Genomic DNA, 17,587 nt, shown 5'->3' on the forward strand with positions numbered 1-17,587 from the left:
TAAACAGTATCTTTGCAGCCTTAAAATTTATAGATGAGTTTTTTAGAAGAAATACAAAAGAGACGTACATTCGGAATTATATCACATCCCGATGCTGGTAAAACTACTTTGACCGAGAAATTGTTATTATTCGGTGGAGCTATTCAAGAAGCTGGAGCCGTTAAAAACAATAAGATTAAAAAAGGAGCTACCTCCGATTTTATGGAAATTGAGCGTCAACGTGGTATATCGGTAGCAACTTCTGTATTAGCTTTCATTTATAAAGATAGAAAGATTAACATTCTAGACACACCTGGTCACAAGGATTTTGCTGAAGATACTTTTAGAACACTTACCGCTGTAGATAGTGTTATTGTGGTAATTGATGTTGCTAAAGGTGTAGAGCCGCAAACCGAAAAATTAGTAGAAGTTTGTAGAATGCGTAAAATTCCAATGATTGTTTTCATTAATAAATTAGATCGTGAAGGTAAAGACGCCTTTGATTTATTAGATGAAGTTGAACAAAAATTAGGCTTAAAAGTAACACCTATGAGTTTCCCTATTGGAATGGGGTACGACTTTAAAGGAATCTATAATATTTGGGAAAAGAAATTAAACCTATTCTCGGGTGATAACAAAACTACTATTTCTGAAGGAGTTGAATTTGATGATTTAAACAACCCTGAATTAGATACTATTATTGGTGAAGCAGCGGCAGAAACTTTACGTGAAGAAACTGAGTTAGTTTACGAAGTATATCCAGAGTTTGATCAAGAAGAATATATTAAAGGAGATTTACAACCTGTTTTCTTTGGTTCTGCATTAAATAATTTTGGTGTAAAAGAACTTTTAGATGCGTTTATTGATATTGCTCCAAACCCACAACCTAAACAAGCAGAAGAACGTTTAGTAGATTCAAAAGAAGAAAAACTGACTGGATTTGTATTTAAGATTCACGCAAATATGGATCCTAAACACCGTGACCGTTTAGCGTTCGTAAAAATCGTTTCTGGTACTTTTAAAAGAAATACTCCATACTTACATGTAAGAAATAATAAAAAAGTAAAATTCTCAAGCCCAAATGCATTCTTTGCTGAAAAGAAAGAAATTGTAGAAGAATCTTTCCCTGGTGATATTGTGGGATTACACGATACTGGTAACTTTAAAATTGGAGACACCTTAACTGAGGGAGAAAAACTTAATTTTAAAGGGATTCCAAGCTTCTCTCCAGAACACTTCCGTTATGTTAACAATGCTGATCCTATGAAAGCAAAGCAATTATATAAAGGATTAGATCAATTAATGGATGAAGGAGTTGCTCAATTATTTACCTTAGATATGAACGGACGTAGAATTATTGGTACCGTTGGTGCACTTCAATATGAAGTAATTCAATACCGTTTAGAGCATGAGTATGGAGCTAAATGTACCTATGAAAACATTCATGTTCACAAAGCATGTTGGGTACAACCAGAAGATGAAAAGAACGAAGAATTCAAAGAGTTCAAACGTGTTAAGCAACGTTATTTAGCAAAAGATAAACAAGGTCAATTGGTGTTTTTAGCCGATTCTCCTTTTACAATACAAATGACACAAAGTAAATATCCAACTGTAAAACTACATTTTACAAGTGAGTTTGAATAAAAAACATATACTGTCTTGGTTCTTGATTCTTGCTTCTTTGTTCTTACAAAGTCAAGAAAACCTATCAACATTAAAAGGAAAAGAGTTACACAATAAAGTTCGTTTGAATTTTATTCCTGTGGAAATGCCTTCAGAAAAATTTCCAGAATTGAAACCAACTATGGGAATGATGGGCTTACATTATCAAATTCCTTTTAACGATTGGTTATATGGTGGTGTTGGCATGTATGCTGCTTTAACTGGTGACCAAGGTGGTTTATTTACGTTAGGTGTAGAACTAGGAGTTAACAAACAACTGTATAAAAACTTATATCTTGATGCTAATTTCCACTTTGGAGGTGGCGGCGGATATAGAAAATATATCAACGATGGTGGTTTTATAAATCCAAATATTGGTTTACAATACAAGAAAAACGACTACTCGATTGGTGTTCAATACAGTCACGTTAATTTTTATTCTGGAGAAATTAAAAGTAACTCAGTTTCTTTCTTTGTAGAAATACCAAGTGTTTTACGTTTAGCTAGTTATAAAGACGCTCAAAAAGAATTCGAAATCTCTAATCTTTCTTCTGATAATTTCTGGAAAAGACCAATCGTGAAAAATGTACAACAAGTTCGTTTTGATTTCTTTCAACCTATCGGAAAATCAAAAAAGGATAATGGAGGTGAGTTAAATGAAACCTTGTATGTTTTAGGATTCGAATATCAAAAATACTTACAAGAAAATATATTCTTATTTGTCCATACCGATGCCATTTACAAAGGCTTACGTGCAGGATTCATGGATTTATTCTTCGGAGCAGGATACCATCCTTATCAATCTAAATATGTAAATATCTTCGGAAAAATAGGAATTGGTGCTGCTGGTGGTCGTATTGCTCGTGAAGGTGGACTTACCATTTATCCTTCAGCAGGAGTTGATTTAAAAATATCAAACAAATTTGCTATTAGTGGTCATGGAGGATATTACAGAGCCCTAGATGGTGATTTTGAAGCCTATACTTACGGTGTTGGTATTAAGTATTATGGTTTAAATGGAGGAGCAGATTCTTCCGAAGAAATAAACACATATAAAACCCAAGGAATATCCGTTGGAGTAGAAAACCAAACTTATTTTAATGTTGCTAAGTTCGACCCTCCAAACAATAAATATGAGGTTGACTTACAATTGTTAGCCCTTCAATTTAATTATGATATATCGAATCATTTTTATTTAATAGGAGAAGCTGGTTTTGCTTACGATGGTCAATCAGGTGGATATGCTCACGGACTTGCGGGTATTGGTTATAAAACTCCTTCAATATTAAATAATAAACTAAATGCATTTATCGACTTAGTTGGTGGTGCAGCTGGTGGCGCTGGTGTAGATACCGATGAAGGTATTGTGGTTAGACCTACTGCTGGTTTAAACTATAACTTAGCAAACAATTTTTCATTATCGGTTTCAGGAGGTAAATTCATTGCTCCGTTCGGTAATGTAAATTCAACAAATGTAAATATTGGTTTAAACTTCAATTTTGCAAGTTTAACTGGTCAAAAATAAAGTGTAAATAGATTTAAATTAAAGAAAATGAATAATGGAATTTATGCAAAGTTCACAACTCCTAAAGGAGATATTTTAGTGAACTTAGAACATGAAAAAACTCCTGGAACAGTGGGTAACTTTGTTGCTTTAGCTGAAGGAAACTTAGAAAACAATGCTCGCCCACAAGGAGAGCCATATTATAACGGATTAAAATTCCACCGTGTAATCGCTGATTTTATGATTCAAGGAGGATGCCCACAAGGAACTGGTACTGGTAATCCAGGATATAAGTTTGATGATGAGATTCACCCAGAATTAAAACACGACGCTTCAGGTAAATTATCTATGGCAAATGCAGGTCCTGGAACTAACGGATCTCAATTCTTTATTACACACGTTGCTACTCCATGGTTAGACGGTAAACATACTGTTTTTGGAAGCGTTGTTGAAGGACAAGATGTTGTAGATACTGTAGAGCAAGGTGACGAAATGAATGTAGAAATTATCCGTGTTGGTGAAGAAGCTGAAAAGTGGAATGCTGTAGAAGCTTTCAGAACTTTTGAAGGAGCTCGTGAAAAACGTGAAGCTGAAGAAAAAGCACGTCAAAAAAAATTATTAGATTCTGTTGCTGCTGGTTACGACGAAACTCCAAGCGGATTACGTTATAAAATATTACAAAAAGGAGAAGGTAAAAAAGCTACGAAAGGAGCAATGGTATCGGTACATTATAAAGGTCAATTATTAGATGGTACTGTATTCGATTCTTCATATAAACGTAAACAACCAATTGATTTTGCTATTGGTGTTGGCCAAGTAATTGCTGGTTGGGATGAAGGAATTCAATTATTACATGTAGGTGATAAAGCTCGTTTGGTAATTCCATCGAACTTAGCATATGGTTCTGCTGGTGCTGGTGGAGTAATTCCTCCTGATGCTACTTTAATCTTTGATGTAGAGTTAATGAATGTAAAATAACTTTTTTACATATCCAATATAAATGAAGGCTTTCCTAAAGAGGAAAGCCTTTTTTTCTCCTTAATTTTAAATTAATATTCATAACATTACACAAACAGTTTAATAATGTAGAAGTTATTTTTAGTTAATTCTTTCTTGAGAGTTCTTTTTGATATTTACTATTAAAATAAACACCCCCAGAAAATGAAAAACTTAACTACTTTACTTTTCCTATTATTATTTATAAAATTATCAGTAGCTCAAAATACATGCGAAAAAAAAGAGCAAACTGAAATTCAAGATTTAAACGCTATTAGCGTCAATAAATGTGAAATTGAAGTTACTAAAAACAACTCGCGAAAAGTTTCAACAAAAATTAAAACTTCCAGAAAAAGAATTACTAATCGTTTTAAAAGAGTATCTAAAAATAAAAGAAATTCATTAACAGGTATTAAATCTAGTGAAATAAAAATCGTTTCTAACAATCCTTTAAACACACCACCTATAAACAACTTATCTAAAAACGTTCTTTTTTCAATTGTTGAAGAAGTTCCTATGTTTCCTAAATGTAAAATAGGTCCTAAACAAGAAAATATTAAATGTTTTAAAGAAAGTATTAATAATCATTTCAATAAGAACATTCATGTTGAAAAAATTGCAGATGAGAATATTCCGAAAAGAATATTAGTGCAAATAACTATTGGAATAGATGGAAAAATTACGAATTCAAAAATAATCAGCAAGAACAAAAAAATAACTAAAGAACTAAAGCGAGTTATTTCAAAAATACCTAATTTAATTCCTGGAAGAGAACAAAACATCCCTGTGAATGTTACTTACTCATTTCCAATAAACTTAACATTAAATTAAAATTAGAATTTTATGTTTTTTTTATCTTAGCCTCCGCTTTTAATAAAAAATCAACAAGCTATACCCCTTAACTATGAAAACTACTTTCCCCCTTATTCTTGCAATTCTTTTATCATGCGGTATTTTTTCTCAAGAAAAATGTGATACTCCTGACAATTCTGTAGTTGACCCAAACAGTATTACTAAATGTAGTATTGAGGACGTAAAAAAAACTCTTGAAGCTATTGACAAAAAAGACTTAACCATTAAATATCGAAAAAAAAGAAATAGAGCAAATGCAACTTCTCTTAATGGAACAAGCAATATTGATCCTACCATTAAAGAAAAAAGTCAATTAGTAAGCAAAATAGAACTAAAAAACGATGCTATAGCTGCTGTAAAAAAAATACCATTTCATGTGGTAGAACAAATTCCTTTATTTGACAAATGTGAAAATGAGCCACTTTTACAGCAATCTAAATGTTTTGAAAAACAAATGGCTAAACATATTATTAGTAATTTTAATTACCCAAGAGAAGCGCTGAATAAAAAAATTGAAGGTAGAATTTTAGTTCAATTTGTTATAAATGAAAATGGAGAGGTTGTAAATATCAAAAAGAAAGGACCTAAGGGAACTGAATTATTAGAAAAAGAAGCTGTAAGGCTAATTTCTAAACTACCAAAATTCATTGCTGGTAAGCATAATGGAATTCCTGTAAAAGTTAAATACGGATTACCTATCATGTTTAGATTACCAAAAAAGTCATAAAAATTAATAATATATAAATTTAAAAAGGTTAGTAGCCACTAACTCTTTTTTTTTACAATTATGATAATAAAAATCAAAATTTAAATTAAAAACCTCAATACAAAAACAAAACATTAAATAATTATCAAAAAAAACACCTCTTCTATACAAATACAATAAAAAAACAAAAAAATAACATTGAAAATTATTTTTATCAAAAAAAATGGATATGAATTTGGTCAGAGAATGAATTTTCATATATTTACAACCTGAAAACGAATTAATTACATTTTTTAACCTCTTAATTAAATCGCACAACTATGAGATACCCCTTACTATTCGTAGCTGCAGTATTCGCTTCAACTGTAGCCCTAGGACAAGAACAATGTGCAACTCCAGATGAAACTATCGCAGATCCAAACAGTATCACAAAATGTGCTATTGAGGATACAAAAGATGGTAAAAAACAAGTTTCAATTGAAGTATCAACAAGAAGAAGAGTTAAAAGAACTCGAAAGAACGCAACTGCTATTGGAGGCTTAAACGCATCTACCAAAGTAGAAAATGTAAAAAAGAAAACTTTGTTAGTTGGTAGTTTAGAATTAGAAGATAATTCTGAAACTATTGATAAGATTCCTTTTAACTTAGTAGAAGAAGTACCTTTATTTGATAAATGTAAAAATGTGCCATTAGTAAAACAATCTAGATGTTTTGAAGACAACGTTGCAAGACACGTACAACGAAACTTTAAATATCCTGAAGAAGCTTTAAATAATGGTATTGAAGGTAGAGTTTTAGTTCAATTTGCAGTAAACCAAGATGGTAGTGTTGGAGAAATTAGAATGAGAGCTCCAAAGGGAACTGAATTATTAAAAGAAGAGGCAGAAAGAATTATAAATAAGTTACCTAAATTTACTCCTGGTAAGCACAATGGTAAAATTGTAAAGGTTAAATATGGTATTCCAATTACCTTTAAACTACCTAAAGGATATACTAAAAAAGCAGTAGCTAAGTCTACTCCTGTAGCAAAACCTAAAAAAGTGGCAAAAGAAAAGGTAATTTCAGATGCTATCGCTTTCGGTCAAGTACAAAGTATTCCTCAATTCAAGACTTGTTCAAAAGCTGCTGATGTTGAAAAATTAAACTGCTTCAACAAAAAAATGATGCAACACATTAATAGAAACTTTGCATACCCTGAAGCTGCTGCACAAAACAATATTGAAGGTAAAGTTTGGGTTAGATTCATAATAAACAAAATAGGTCATGTAACTAACATTACTATGAAAGGGCCTAAAGGAGGACAACTTTTAGAATTTGAAGCAAAAAGAATGGTTTCTAAGTTACCAAAATTTATCCCTGGAAAACAAGATGGTAAAGCAGCAAATGTATCATACACAATGCCTATCAACTTTAAACTACAAGATTAATTCTTATTAAAATATAAAACAAAAAAGCCTTAAGAAAATTTTCTTAAGGCTTTTTTTTATATTAGCTAAAAAATAAAATGAAAACAGCACAACAATGGTTTGATGAGTATGCTATAAGTCACCAAAACCAAACTAACCAGCTAATCCATTACATATGCGTTCCTGCAATATTTTTTAGTGTAATAGGACTTTTAATGAGTATACCTAGTTCATTTTTAAGTAAAAACCTAAAACTATACAATCCTTTAATAGAGAACTGGGCATTTTTTATTAGCCTACTGATATTACTCTTTTTCTATTTAAGACTTGGATTTTGGTATTTTATTCAAATGTTTTTAGTTACTTCTTTGTCAATAATAGGCAATTATTTTTTGGGCAAACAAGGTAATCTACTACTCATAAGTATTGGAGTTTTTGTTATTGCTTGGATTGGTCAATTTTATGGTCATAAAGTTGAAGGTAAAAAACCCTCTTTTATAAAAGACTTACAATTCTTATTAATTGGTCCTCTTTGGGTACTTCAAAAATTAGGAAAATAACAATGGAAGGAAATATAACTTTTGAAGATTTTTTAAAACTAGATATGCGAATTGGAACTATCATTGAAATAAATGATTTTCCTAAAGCTAGAAAACCAGCTTATCAATTAAAAATAGATTTCGGTTCTTTAGGAATTAAAAACTCTAGTGCTCAAATAACTAATTTATATACAAAAGAAGAGCTTTTAAATAAGCAAGTTATATCGGTTATTAACTTTAAACCAAGACAAATCGCTAATTTTATGAGTGAATGTTTGGTTTTAGGAGTTTATAAAGACAATAATGTTGTTTTACTTCAAGCATCAGAAACAATAAAAAACGGAACTCAAGTTAACTAATAATTAATTACTTCTTTCAGTTCAGAATAAGTATATTTGCTATATCAACTAAAAAAAATGCTCTTAAAAATTTAAGAGCATTTTTTAACTAATAAAACTTAGCAATTATGGCAATGAATAAAAATACCGTCTTAGGATGGGCTACATTAATTATGGTGTTAATGGGAATATTACTTGTAGGTTTAGCAGTTTTTAAATACGATGAAATTGCAGGTTATGGTTTTGGAGCAGTAGGCTTAGGTTTTTTTGCCAATGCTTGGGTATTTAATGCATTAAAAGGTAGAGTTTAATAGAATAAAAATATGTCAGACGATAAGAAAGTAATTTTTTCCATGAACAAGGTCTCAAAGACCTATCAAAGTACTGGAAAGCAAGTATTAAAAGATATTTATTTAAGCTTCTTCTATGGAGCTAAAATTGGGATTTTAGGTTTAAATGGTTCAGGTAAATCAACTTTATTAAAAATAATCGCTGGTGTAGAAAAAAACTTCCAAGGAGATGTCGTTTTTTCACCAGGTTATAAAGTAGGTTACTTAGAGCAAGAACCTCAATTAGATGAAGAAAAAACGGTATTAGAAATTGTAAAAGAAGGGGTTGCCGATGTCGTAGCTGTGTTAGATGAATACAATAAAATCAACGATATGTTTGGTTTAGAAGAAGTATATTCTGATGCAGATAAAATGCAAAAACTAATGGATCGTCAAGCTGAACTTCAAGATCAAATTGATGCTTCTAATGCTTGGGAATTAGATACTAAGTTAGAAATTGCAATGGACGCTTTAAGAACACCTGATGGTGATAAAAAAATCGGAGTTTTATCTGGTGGAGAGCGTCGTCGTGTAGCTTTATGCCGTTTATTATTACAAGAGCCAGAAATCTTATTATTAGATGAGCCTACCAACCACTTAGATGCAGAATCTGTACATTGGTTAGAGCACCATTTAGCACAATATAAAGGTACCGTTATCGCTGTAACTCACGACCGTTACTTCCTAGATAACGTTGCTGGTTGGATATTAGAATTAGATCGTGGAGAAGGAATTCCGTGGAAAGGAAACTACTCTTCTTGGTTAGACCAAAAAGCTAAACGTTTAGAGCAAGAAAGTAAAACAGCCTCTAAACGCCAAAAAACATTAGAGCGAGAGTTAGATTGGGTTCGTCAAGGAGCAAAAGGACGTCAAACCAAACAAAAAGCTCGTTTAAAAAACTATGACAGATTATTAAATCAAGATCAAAAGCAAGTAGAAGAAAAACTAGAAATTTACATTCCGAATGGACCACGCTTAGGAACTAATGTAATTGAAGCTTCTGGTGTTTCGAAAGCTTTTGGTGAAAAATTATTATACGAAAACCTAGAATTCAATTTACCTCAAGCAGGAATTGTAGGTATTATTGGACCTAACGGTGCTGGTAAAACTACCATTTTCAGAATGATTATGGGAGAAGAAACTCCAGATGCTGGAACTTTTACTGTTGGTGAAACTGCTAAATTAGCTTATGTAGATCAAAGTCATGCAGATATTGATCCAAATAAAACTATTTGGGAAAATTTCTCTGACGGACAAGATTTAGTAATGATGGGAGGAAAACAAGTAAACTCTCGTGCTTATTTAAGTCGTTTTAATTTCTCGGGAAACGAACAAAATAAAAAAGTAAACATGTTATCTGGTGGTGAGCGTAACCGTTTGCATTTAGCAATGACGTTGAAAGAAGAAGGTAACGTATTATTATTAGATGAGCCTACCAACGACTTAGATGTAAATACACTTCGTGCTTTAGAAGAAGGATTAGAAAACTTTGCTGGTTGTGCTGTAATTATTTCGCACGATAGATGGTTTTTAGATAGAGTTTGTACTCATATCTTAGCTTTTGAAGGAGATAGCCAAGTATATTTCTTTGAAGGTTCTTTCTCAGAATATGAAGAGAATAAGAAGAAACGTTTAGGTGGAGATTTAATGCCAAAACGAATCAAATACAAGAAATTAATTAGATAAAAAAAGCCGCTTAAAGCGGCTTTTTTAATGCATTATTTTAAATAATAATTCTTTTAGAATATCTGCATGGGACTGATTAGCCCCTACTCCTTTACTTTTTACATCTGCATCTCTAAGTAATCCAATAATTTGTGACACTTTACGCATAGGATAATTACGCGCTGCATTTACATAATCGTCAACAAAATACGGGTTTACTCCTAATGCTCTAGCTACAGAAGCTTTCGACTTGTCTTTTAATCCATGATACATTAATAACTGTGTAAAAAAACTGTTCAATAAAGAAATAGTCATTACCAACGGATTATTCTTCGGATTCTGAGCAAAGTAATTTATAATTCTGTTCGCTTTTACAATATCTCTAACACCAACCGCTTTACGCAACTCAAAATTGTTAAAATCTTTAGAAATACCAATATTCTCTTCTATATGCTTGTCAGAAATAATGGTTTCTTTTGGTAAAACCGAAACTAGCTTTTCTAATTCATTGTTTATTTTGCTTAAATCAGTACCTAAAAACTCCACTAACATTTGCGCTGCTTTAGGTTCTATATTAAACTTCTTAGCTCCTAAAATTTGTCGAATCCAATCTGCAACCTGATTTTCATATAGCTTTTTACTTTCGAAAATCAGTCCGTTTTTAGCAATCGCTTTGTAGGCTTTTTTACGCTTGTCTAATTTCTTGTATTTATAATTAAAAACAAGTACAGTTGTAGGTTGCGGATTATTAGCATAACTCTCAATTTTATCAATAGTTCTACTTAAATCTTGTGCTTCTTTAACAATAATTACTTGACGTTCTGCCATCATAGGAAATCGTTTTGCAGACGATACAATTTCATCTATAGAAACATCTCTACCGTACATCACCACTTGATTAAATCCTTTTTCAGATTCATCTAACACATTATTTTCAATAAAATCAGATATCTTATCAATATAATACGATTCATCACCCATTAAAAAATAAATAGGTTTGATATTTCCTCCTTTGATGTCGGATATTATGGATTTAATTTCGTTCATTTTCTTACTTTTGACTCATGCAAAAACTCAATCTTCCTTACTATAATTTCAAGCTCAAAAGTAACGAAAATAAAACGCTTGTTTTCGATCCTTTACGAAAAAAAAATGTGGTTTTAACACCAGAAGAATGGGTCCGTTTACATTTTGTTCAATATTTAATTCAAGAAAAAAAATATCCAGTTTCTTTAATTGCTATTGAAAAGCAACTTATTATCAATAATTTAAAAAAGAGAACCGATATTGTTATTTTTTCTCCTGACGGAACTCCTAACATTATTGTAGAATGTAAAGCACCGAAAGTAAAAATAACGCAGGATACTTTTGATCAAATTGCTCGATATAATTTAAAGTTAAATGCGAATTATTTAATCGTTACTAACGGTTTCAATCATTATTTTTGCATGCTCAACAAAGAAGAGGAAAGTTATGTTTTTCTTCAAGATATACCGAATTATAATTCTTAAATAACTTTTAATATATACTTTTGAGTTATGGAACCAGCAAGTCCTATTTTTGTGCTTACTCTTTTTATTATAGGATTCTCATCAATGTTTATTACCATTACTGGAATTATAAAAATTCTTAGAAATGATTTTAATGGAGATAAGGCAACTTGGATTATTATTTTAATGATTGGTATTATTGGATCTATTCTTTACTTGCTTAAAGGGAAGAAATTAATTATAAAAAAACAAAAACTGATTAAACAAAAATATTGAAAACTGCCATTGTTATATTAAATTGGAACGGAAAAAAATTGCTTGAGCAGTTTTTACCTTCAGTAGTAAATTTCAGCAAAGATGAAGCTGATGTGTATGTTGCTGATAATGCTTCTACCGATGATTCTATCCAGTTTATTAAAAACCATTTTCCATCTGTAAAAATTGTTCAAAACAAAATAAACGGAGGTTATGCGAAAGGATATAACGATGCGTTACAACATATTGATGCAGATATATTTTGCTTGGTAAATTCTGATATTGAAATTACTCAAAATTGGTTAGCTCCAATTTTAAACACTTTTAAAACTGAAGAAAACACAGGTATTATTCAGCCAAAAATATTAGATTTTAAAGAGAAGTCTAAGTTTGAATATGCTGGAGCTGCTGGTGGGTTTATAGACAAATATGGCTATCCGTATTGTAGAGGTAGGATGTTTGATACTTTAGAAACTGATGACAATCAATTCAACGATACAGAACAAATTTTTTGGGCATCTGGAGCTTGCTTTTTTATTCGATCTTCAGTTTTCTTTGAATTAAATGGATTTGATGAAGATTATTTTGCTCATCAAGAAGAAATTGATTTATGCTGGAGAGCAAAAAATAAAGGTTACGATATTAAATATGTTGGAACTTCTACAGTTTATCATGTTGGTGGGGCAACTTTACAGAACATCAATCCTAAAAAAACATATTTAAACTTTAGAAATAGTCTATTGAGTTTGGTTAAAAATCTTCCTACTTCTCAACTTTTTCCTATCATTTTTTCTCGTTTAGTTTTAGATGGATTCGCTGGAATCAAATTCCTTATTGATTTAAAACCATCTCATACTTTTGCTATTATTAAAGCTCACTTTAGTTTTTATAAAAACCTAAACAAATTTCTTAAAAAGAGAAATCAACTGCAGCAAAAAAATAATTACTACAAACATAACTCTGTAGTGTGGCAATACTATGTAAAAGGAAGAAAAAAGTTTAGTGATTTGCTATAGTTTCTTTGTCTTTATAAATATACAACAGCAACAAAAAAACTGCCAAAGCCCCGAAACTATGCCACAGCCAATGCGTTCCCATTGGTAATAAAACAACAATATTATCTAGTGTTCTAAATAGAATTGCGAGCCCAAAAATGAGAAATCCATATAGAATTAATTGAGCATTTTTCCATTGAGTTTTATAGGCATACCAAACAAAAGGAATTATCACTGTTAACGCAATAACAAAATATCCGAATGAAATTCTGTATTCATTAGCCAATGGTAAAAATCTTGGTAAAGCAGAAAGAACGAATAATCCTATGAATAATAGGAGTCTTTTCCACCATTCTACACAGATTTTCCAGATAAAATAAATGATTACAGAAAGGCATAAAAAAAGAATAGGCATCCAATCTAAAGCTAACCAAAATTCATGACTTCTAGTTCCATGAAACATAGTTCCTCCTATCCAACTTATAAAAATAACAGGTAAACAGAATACTAAAAACGGATGTTGTTTAGGGTTTGATTTTATCTTTTTCCAAAAGTAAAATATCAATAGTATAAAAAGAAAATTACTAAATGTATTAAACGGTTCTACAGGAATTCTTCCTTCAATAGTTTCTTGATAAATAGGACCGCTATCGTTTGGAAATCTTTGAAAAACAAAGTCATAAACACTCATAAAATCTGTATAAATTCTTATACTTAAAGATACAGATTTTACCTGTTAAAGAAATTACAAAATATCTAAACTTCCTTTTCCTTCACGAATAACTTCTGGTTCATCGGTAGTTAAATCAATAACGGTTGATGCGTAATTATCTCCATAACCTCCATCAACCACAACATCAACAATGCTTTGCCACTTTTCGAATATTAATTCTGGGTCGGTAGTATATTCTAAAACTTCATCTTCATCTCGAATAGAAGTCGACACAATCGGATTACCCAATGCTTCTACAATAGCTCTTGCAATATTATTATCGGGCACTCGAATACCTACCGTTTTTTTCTTTTTAAATACTTTTGGTAAGGAATTACTTCCTGGTAAAATAAAAGTATAAGGCCCTGGTAAACCTCTTTTTAAAATTTTATACGTAGCAGTATCTATTTGTTTAACATAGTCTGATAAATGGCTTAAATCATTACATATAAACGAGAAATTAGCCTTATCTAACTTAACTCCTTTAATTTTAGCTACCTTTTCTAAAGCTTTTGTATTTGTAATATCACAGCCTAAACCATATACTGTATCAGTAGGATAAATAATCAATCCTCCTTTTTGTAAAACCGAAACTATTTTTTCTGTTTCTTTCGGATTTGGGTTTTCGTTATATAGTTTTATAAACTGTGCCATAGCTACTTCTTAATAATTATCAAAATCAAAATCGTCTAAACGCTCAAAATCGTTGAATTCGTCTTTAAATTCATCATCAAAATCGTTTAGTAATTTATCTGCTTTAAATTCTTTTTCTGGTGCTTCTTTAGGAATTTCTCCTACTGCTAAAATTGTCTTAGTTTCTAAAACTGATTCGTTTCCTTGTTCGATAACCTCTACATAGAACGTCCACATATGAAAGAAATCGTATACATAAATCAACTTATCATTAACCTGTGGTAATGTTTCATTAAGAATACAAGTTGCCATTGATATCCCCTCTCCTGCTTCTGCCATGTTAAATAACGGAATTTCTTCTCCTTGATTCCATTCTTCATCCGTCATATAAAAAGATGCCATTTCTGCTCCATCAAACCCAAAAGACTTCGCTATATGTTGATGCAAACTTTCTAACGTTATAGCTTTATCAACAACTAATGTTCTAATTACATCTTCTTGGGTATCTAAAATTACTCTTACCTTGTACATTCTCTAATTTATTTCACATATTAAAACCTTTAATCTTCTCACTGTTTAAAAAGCTCTAGTAAGGTTTCCTACTGCAAAAATACGTATTTTTGAATGATAAAATTTATAAAATGAATACTACCAAAATACTAGAAAAACTCAATAGTCTTAACAAAAACACTTTAATGGAAACCTTAGAAATTGAGTTTATTGAAGTTGGTAATGATTTTGTCACTGCAAAAATGCCTGTGAACTCAAGAGTACATCAACCATTCGGGTTATTACATGGAGGAGCAACAGCAGCTTTAGCAGAAACGGTAGGTAGTTCAGCTTCAGCAGTTTTTGTTGATACCAATGTAAAAGTTGTAAAAGGAATTGAACTTAGTATAAATCATGTAAAAAGCAAAAAAGAAGGAACCGTATTTGCCACTGCTAAAGCTATTCATAAAGGACGAACAACACATTTATGGGAAGTTAGAATTGTTGATGAGGAGGAAAACTTAATTTCATTGTGTAAAATCACTAATATTGTTTTAGATAAGAAATAACTATTTCTACTGATTATCTATGAAGCTACTCAAGAAAATCTTTAAAGTGACACTTCTCATATTCGGAATTGTTTTTTTAATTCTCTATGGCTTGTTCTGGTATTATACAACTCCAAAATCAGATGCTGATATATTAAAAGCCTATTCAAAAAGCTTCATAAAACCTACAATAAGCAAGGAACAATTCAACGATTTCGAGTATAGAAAAGTAACTATTATAAAAGACACTACGCTTCCTTATTTAGTTTTTGTTCACGGAACTATTGGTTCTGTAAATGACTTTAATCGTTACCTTTCTGATAGTTTGCTTCAAAAAAAGTTCAATTTTATAGCTTATGATAGAATTGGTTACAACTTTAACGATAAAAACAACGTACAAGAAAGCATAGCTTTTGAAAGAGAAATGCTGAAAGATATTATTAAAAACTTACCTCCTGAAAAGACTATTTTAGTTGGCTATTCTTATGGCGGACCAATAGTACTTTCTATAAAAAACAAAGTACATAAAACGATATTATTAGCACCAGCAGCTTACAGTAAAGTTGAACCAATACCTTGGATGGTAAATCTATATAAATTTCCTTTTACACGTTGGTTAATTCCACCTGTATGGAAACAAGCATCGAAAGAAAAACTTTCACATCAAGAGGATTTAGAAAACTTTGAAAACGAGTGGAATACAACTCCAAACAATGTAATAAGTATTCATGGGACTAAAGATTGGATTGTTCCTATTTCAAATTCGATATTTTTGCAATCTCAATTTTCTTCAGAAAAATTTAAGCTAATAAAAATTGATGACGCTGGTCATGATTTAATTTGGAGCAATTTTGATGAAATTAAAAAACTCTTAATACAAAACGCGGATTGAAGATTTTTAACAACATAAAAGAATGGCAAAAAACGAACAAACCTTTTGTTGCATATAAAAAGCCAAACTCTACTATCATACAATCGTATTTTCAAAATGATGACGGAGTGAATACTTCAGATAATTTTGAAGAATCTGGTTTTATTTTCGCACCGTTTGACAGTAATGAATCTTCAATAATTTTCTCTAATAATAACTCTATTTATTTAGAAGAAAGCTTCAAGCATTCAGATTTTGAATTTGATGCTACTCCTCTATATTTTAACACAAATGAGTCTTCTAAACAAGAGCACTTAGAATTAGTTTCTGATGGTATTAAAGCTATTAAAAAAGGAGATTTTAAAAAGGTGGTCCTTTCAAGAAAAGAAACCATAGATCTTTCAGAGATAAACATAATTGAAATTTTTCAAAGACTAATATATCTCTACTCCACTGCCATGGTTTATGTGTGGCATCACCCTAAAATAGGCACTTGGATGGGAGCTACTCCAGAAACTTTACTTCAAGTAAATAATGATAATTTTTCAACAATGTCTTTGGCTGGAACTCAATTATATAAAGGGACTGTTGATGTTGATTGGAAATCAAAAGAGATTGAAGAACAGCAATTTGTTACTGATTATATTTTAGAAAAGTTATTACCTCATACTACTAAAATTATCAGCTCTGAGTTGAGAACTATTAAAGCTGGTAATTTGCTTCATTTACAAACTAAAATTGAAGGAATTCATAAAGGAAATATCAAAAAATTAATTAACAGTTTACATCCAACTCCCGCAGTGTGTGGCTTGCCAAAAGAGATTTCAAAGGATTTTATTACAAAAAACGAAAATTATCACCGTAAATTTTATACGGGTTTTCTTGGTGAATTAAACGTTAATAAAACAACAAACCTATTTGTTAATTTACGTTGTATGGAAATCCATAAAAATTCTGCTAACTTATTTATTGGAGGAGGTATTACAATAGATAGCATTCCTGAAAAAGAGTGGCAAGAAACAGTTAGTAAGACTTCAACTATGAAAAAAGTTTTATAGAGAGCATTCCTCTTACAACAACAAAACATCTATAAAGTAAAAAACCACTAACTTAAAATAAGTCAGTGGTTTTTTGGTTGTGTAAATTGAATTTGAATTGAAATCGTGTTTATCAAGCAATAATATTCGTTTATTGCTCAAAGTTTAGATCGTAAAAACGTATCTTAAATATCTTCAAAAGAAACATCTGTAAAGCTATCGGTAGTAACTCCAGCAACTGCTTCTTCTTTTTTGTAGTCTTTTTGATGGCGCTCACTTATTACTTCAGCTCCTTTTTCGTTTACAATAAACTCGGTAGCTTTATTAAGCATCTCTTTAAAGTCAGCAAAATCTTCTTTGTATAAATAAATTTTATGCTTTTGATAGTGGAAAGATCCATCATCGTGCGTAAATTTCTTACTTTCTGTAACTGTTAAATAGTAATCGTCAGCTTTGGTTGATCTAACATCAAAAAAATAGGTTCTTCTTCCAGCTCTTAAAACTTGTGAAAAAATTTCTTCTTGCTCTACTCTCTCGCTCATAATTCTTACTTTAAATACTAGTTGGTTGTTTAATATTTA

21 protein-coding genes are annotated in these 17,587 nt (G+C 30.9%); 16 read left to right on the plus strand and 5 right to left on the minus strand.

Annotation, left to right across the window (positions count from 1 at the left end):
- Positions 1-33 precede the first annotated feature (33 nt).
- From WH52_RS06245 to ettA, 10 genes are all read left to right on the plus strand, one after another.
- Positions 34-1,623 carry a peptide chain release factor 3 gene (locus WH52_RS06245; RefSeq protein WP_086030086.1) on the plus strand — a complete coding sequence of 530 codons (1,590 nt, stop codon included), beginning with the start codon at positions 34-36 and terminating at the stop codon, positions 1,621-1,623.
- A complete protein-coding gene (locus WH52_RS06250; RefSeq protein ID WP_233131526.1) occupies positions 1,616-3,166 on the plus strand; it encodes a hypothetical protein in 1,551 nt (516 codons plus the stop codon). The genes WH52_RS06245 and WH52_RS06250 overlap by 8 nt, the downstream gene beginning before the upstream one ends.
- A gap of 27 nt (positions 3,167-3,193) precedes the next feature.
- Complete coding sequence (locus WH52_RS06255; protein ID WP_086030087.1) at positions 3,194-4,123, plus strand: peptidylprolyl isomerase; 930 nt, start codon at positions 3,194-3,196, stop codon at positions 4,121-4,123.
- Between the two features lie 183 nt (positions 4,124-4,306).
- Positions 4,307-4,972, plus strand: a complete 666-nt coding sequence (locus WH52_RS06260; protein WP_086030088.1) for a hypothetical protein — start codon at positions 4,307-4,309, stop codon at positions 4,970-4,972.
- Positions 4,973-5,045: 73 nt separating this feature from the next.
- The gene (locus tag WH52_RS06265) at positions 5,046-5,720 is read left to right on the plus strand and encodes an energy transducer TonB (protein WP_086030089.1); all 675 of its coding nucleotides are present in this window, start codon (positions 5,046-5,048) and stop codon (positions 5,718-5,720) included.
- Between the two features lie 299 nt (positions 5,721-6,019).
- The gene (locus WH52_RS06270) at positions 6,020-7,126 is read left to right on the plus strand and encodes an energy transducer TonB (RefSeq protein WP_086030090.1); all 1,107 of its coding nucleotides are present in this window, start codon (positions 6,020-6,022) and stop codon (positions 7,124-7,126) included.
- Between the two features lie 77 nt (positions 7,127-7,203).
- Positions 7,204-7,665: an Mpo1 family 2-hydroxy fatty acid dioxygenase gene (locus WH52_RS06275; protein WP_086030091.1), complete on the plus strand. Its 462-nt coding sequence runs from the start codon at positions 7,204-7,206 to the stop codon at positions 7,663-7,665.
- Positions 7,666-7,667: 2 nt separating this feature from the next.
- Complete coding sequence (locus tag WH52_RS06280; protein ID WP_086030092.1) at positions 7,668-8,003, plus strand: tRNA-binding protein; 336 nt, start codon at positions 7,668-7,670, stop codon at positions 8,001-8,003.
- Positions 8,004-8,116: 113 nt separating this feature from the next.
- Positions 8,117-8,293 carry a CAL67264 family membrane protein gene (locus WH52_RS06285; protein ID WP_086030321.1) on the plus strand — a complete coding sequence of 59 codons (177 nt, stop codon included), beginning with the start codon at positions 8,117-8,119 and terminating at the stop codon, positions 8,291-8,293.
- 12 nt (positions 8,294-8,305) lie between these two features.
- A complete protein-coding gene (gene ettA / locus WH52_RS06290; RefSeq protein WP_086030093.1) occupies positions 8,306-9,997 on the plus strand; it encodes an energy-dependent translational throttle protein EttA in 1,692 nt (563 codons plus the stop codon).
- 24 nt (positions 9,998-10,021) lie between these two features.
- Here ettA and holA read toward each other — a convergent pair whose 3' ends face one another.
- Positions 10,022-11,023: a DNA polymerase III subunit delta gene (gene holA, locus WH52_RS06295; RefSeq protein WP_086030094.1), complete on the minus strand. Its 1,002-nt coding sequence runs from the start codon at positions 11,021-11,023 to the stop codon at positions 10,022-10,024.
- Between the two features lie 17 nt (positions 11,024-11,040).
- On the opposite strand from holA, the gene WH52_RS06300 reads away from it, so the two are divergent.
- The 3 genes from WH52_RS06300 to WH52_RS06310 are packed head-to-tail and all read left to right on the plus strand — an operon-like array spanning position 11,041 to position 12,737.
- On the plus strand, positions 11,041-11,487 hold the full coding sequence (locus WH52_RS06300) for a type I restriction enzyme HsdR N-terminal domain-containing protein (RefSeq protein WP_086030095.1): 447 nt from the start codon (positions 11,041-11,043) through the stop codon (positions 11,485-11,487).
- 27 nt (positions 11,488-11,514) lie between these two features.
- Positions 11,515-11,742 (plus strand): PLDc N-terminal domain-containing protein, encoded by a 228-nt coding sequence (locus WH52_RS06305; protein ID WP_086030096.1) that lies wholly within the window; start codon positions 11,515-11,517, stop codon positions 11,740-11,742.
- The gene (locus tag WH52_RS06310; protein WP_086030097.1) at positions 11,739-12,737 is read left to right on the plus strand and encodes a glycosyltransferase family 2 protein; all 999 of its coding nucleotides are present in this window, start codon (positions 11,739-11,741) and stop codon (positions 12,735-12,737) included. Before WH52_RS06305 ends, WH52_RS06310 begins: the two co-directional genes overlap by 4 nt.
- Here the strand turns inward: WH52_RS06310 and WH52_RS06315 are convergent.
- Genes WH52_RS06315 through WH52_RS06325 form a run of 3 tightly spaced genes read right to left on the minus strand, consistent with a single transcriptional unit; the run spans position 12,721 to position 14,592 of the window.
- Positions 12,721-13,407, minus strand: a complete 687-nt coding sequence (locus WH52_RS06315; RefSeq protein ID WP_086030098.1) for a hypothetical protein — start codon at positions 13,405-13,407, stop codon at positions 12,721-12,723. The two genes, WH52_RS06310 and WH52_RS06315, sit on opposite strands and share 17 nt — an antisense overlap.
- 54 nt (positions 13,408-13,461) lie before the next feature.
- Complete coding sequence (locus WH52_RS06320) at positions 13,462-14,082, minus strand: L-threonylcarbamoyladenylate synthase (RefSeq protein WP_086030099.1); 621 nt, start codon at positions 14,080-14,082, stop codon at positions 13,462-13,464.
- Between the two features lie 9 nt (positions 14,083-14,091).
- Positions 14,092-14,592 (minus strand): IS1096 element passenger TnpR family protein, encoded by a 501-nt coding sequence (locus WH52_RS06325; protein WP_086030100.1) that lies wholly within the window; start codon positions 14,590-14,592, stop codon positions 14,092-14,094.
- Between the two features lie 110 nt (positions 14,593-14,702).
- Between WH52_RS06325 and WH52_RS06330 the strand changes: the two genes are divergently transcribed.
- The 3 genes from WH52_RS06330 to WH52_RS06340 are packed head-to-tail and all read left to right on the plus strand — an operon-like array spanning position 14,703 to position 17,027.
- On the plus strand, positions 14,703-15,119 hold the full coding sequence (locus WH52_RS06330; RefSeq protein WP_086030101.1) for a PaaI family thioesterase: 417 nt from the start codon (positions 14,703-14,705) through the stop codon (positions 15,117-15,119).
- Between the two features lie 19 nt (positions 15,120-15,138).
- Positions 15,139-15,990 (plus strand): alpha/beta fold hydrolase, encoded by an 852-nt coding sequence (locus tag WH52_RS06335; RefSeq protein WP_086030102.1) that lies wholly within the window; start codon positions 15,139-15,141, stop codon positions 15,988-15,990.
- Positions 15,987-17,027: an isochorismate synthase gene (locus WH52_RS06340; RefSeq protein WP_086030103.1), complete on the plus strand. Its 1,041-nt coding sequence runs from the start codon at positions 15,987-15,989 to the stop codon at positions 17,025-17,027. The genes WH52_RS06335 and WH52_RS06340 overlap by 4 nt, the downstream gene beginning before the upstream one ends.
- 164 nt (positions 17,028-17,191) lie before the next feature.
- Here WH52_RS06340 and WH52_RS06345 read toward each other — a convergent pair whose 3' ends face one another.
- Positions 17,192-17,548, minus strand: a complete 357-nt coding sequence (locus WH52_RS06345) for a PUR family DNA/RNA-binding protein (RefSeq protein ID WP_086030104.1) — start codon at positions 17,546-17,548, stop codon at positions 17,192-17,194.
- Positions 17,549-17,587: the final 39 nt, after the last annotated feature.

Origin of the sequence: Tenacibaculum holothuriorum, from assembly GCF_002120225.1 — a bacterium.
Taxonomy (GTDB): Bacteria; Bacteroidota; Bacteroidia; order Flavobacteriales; family Flavobacteriaceae; genus Polaribacter; species Polaribacter holothuriorum.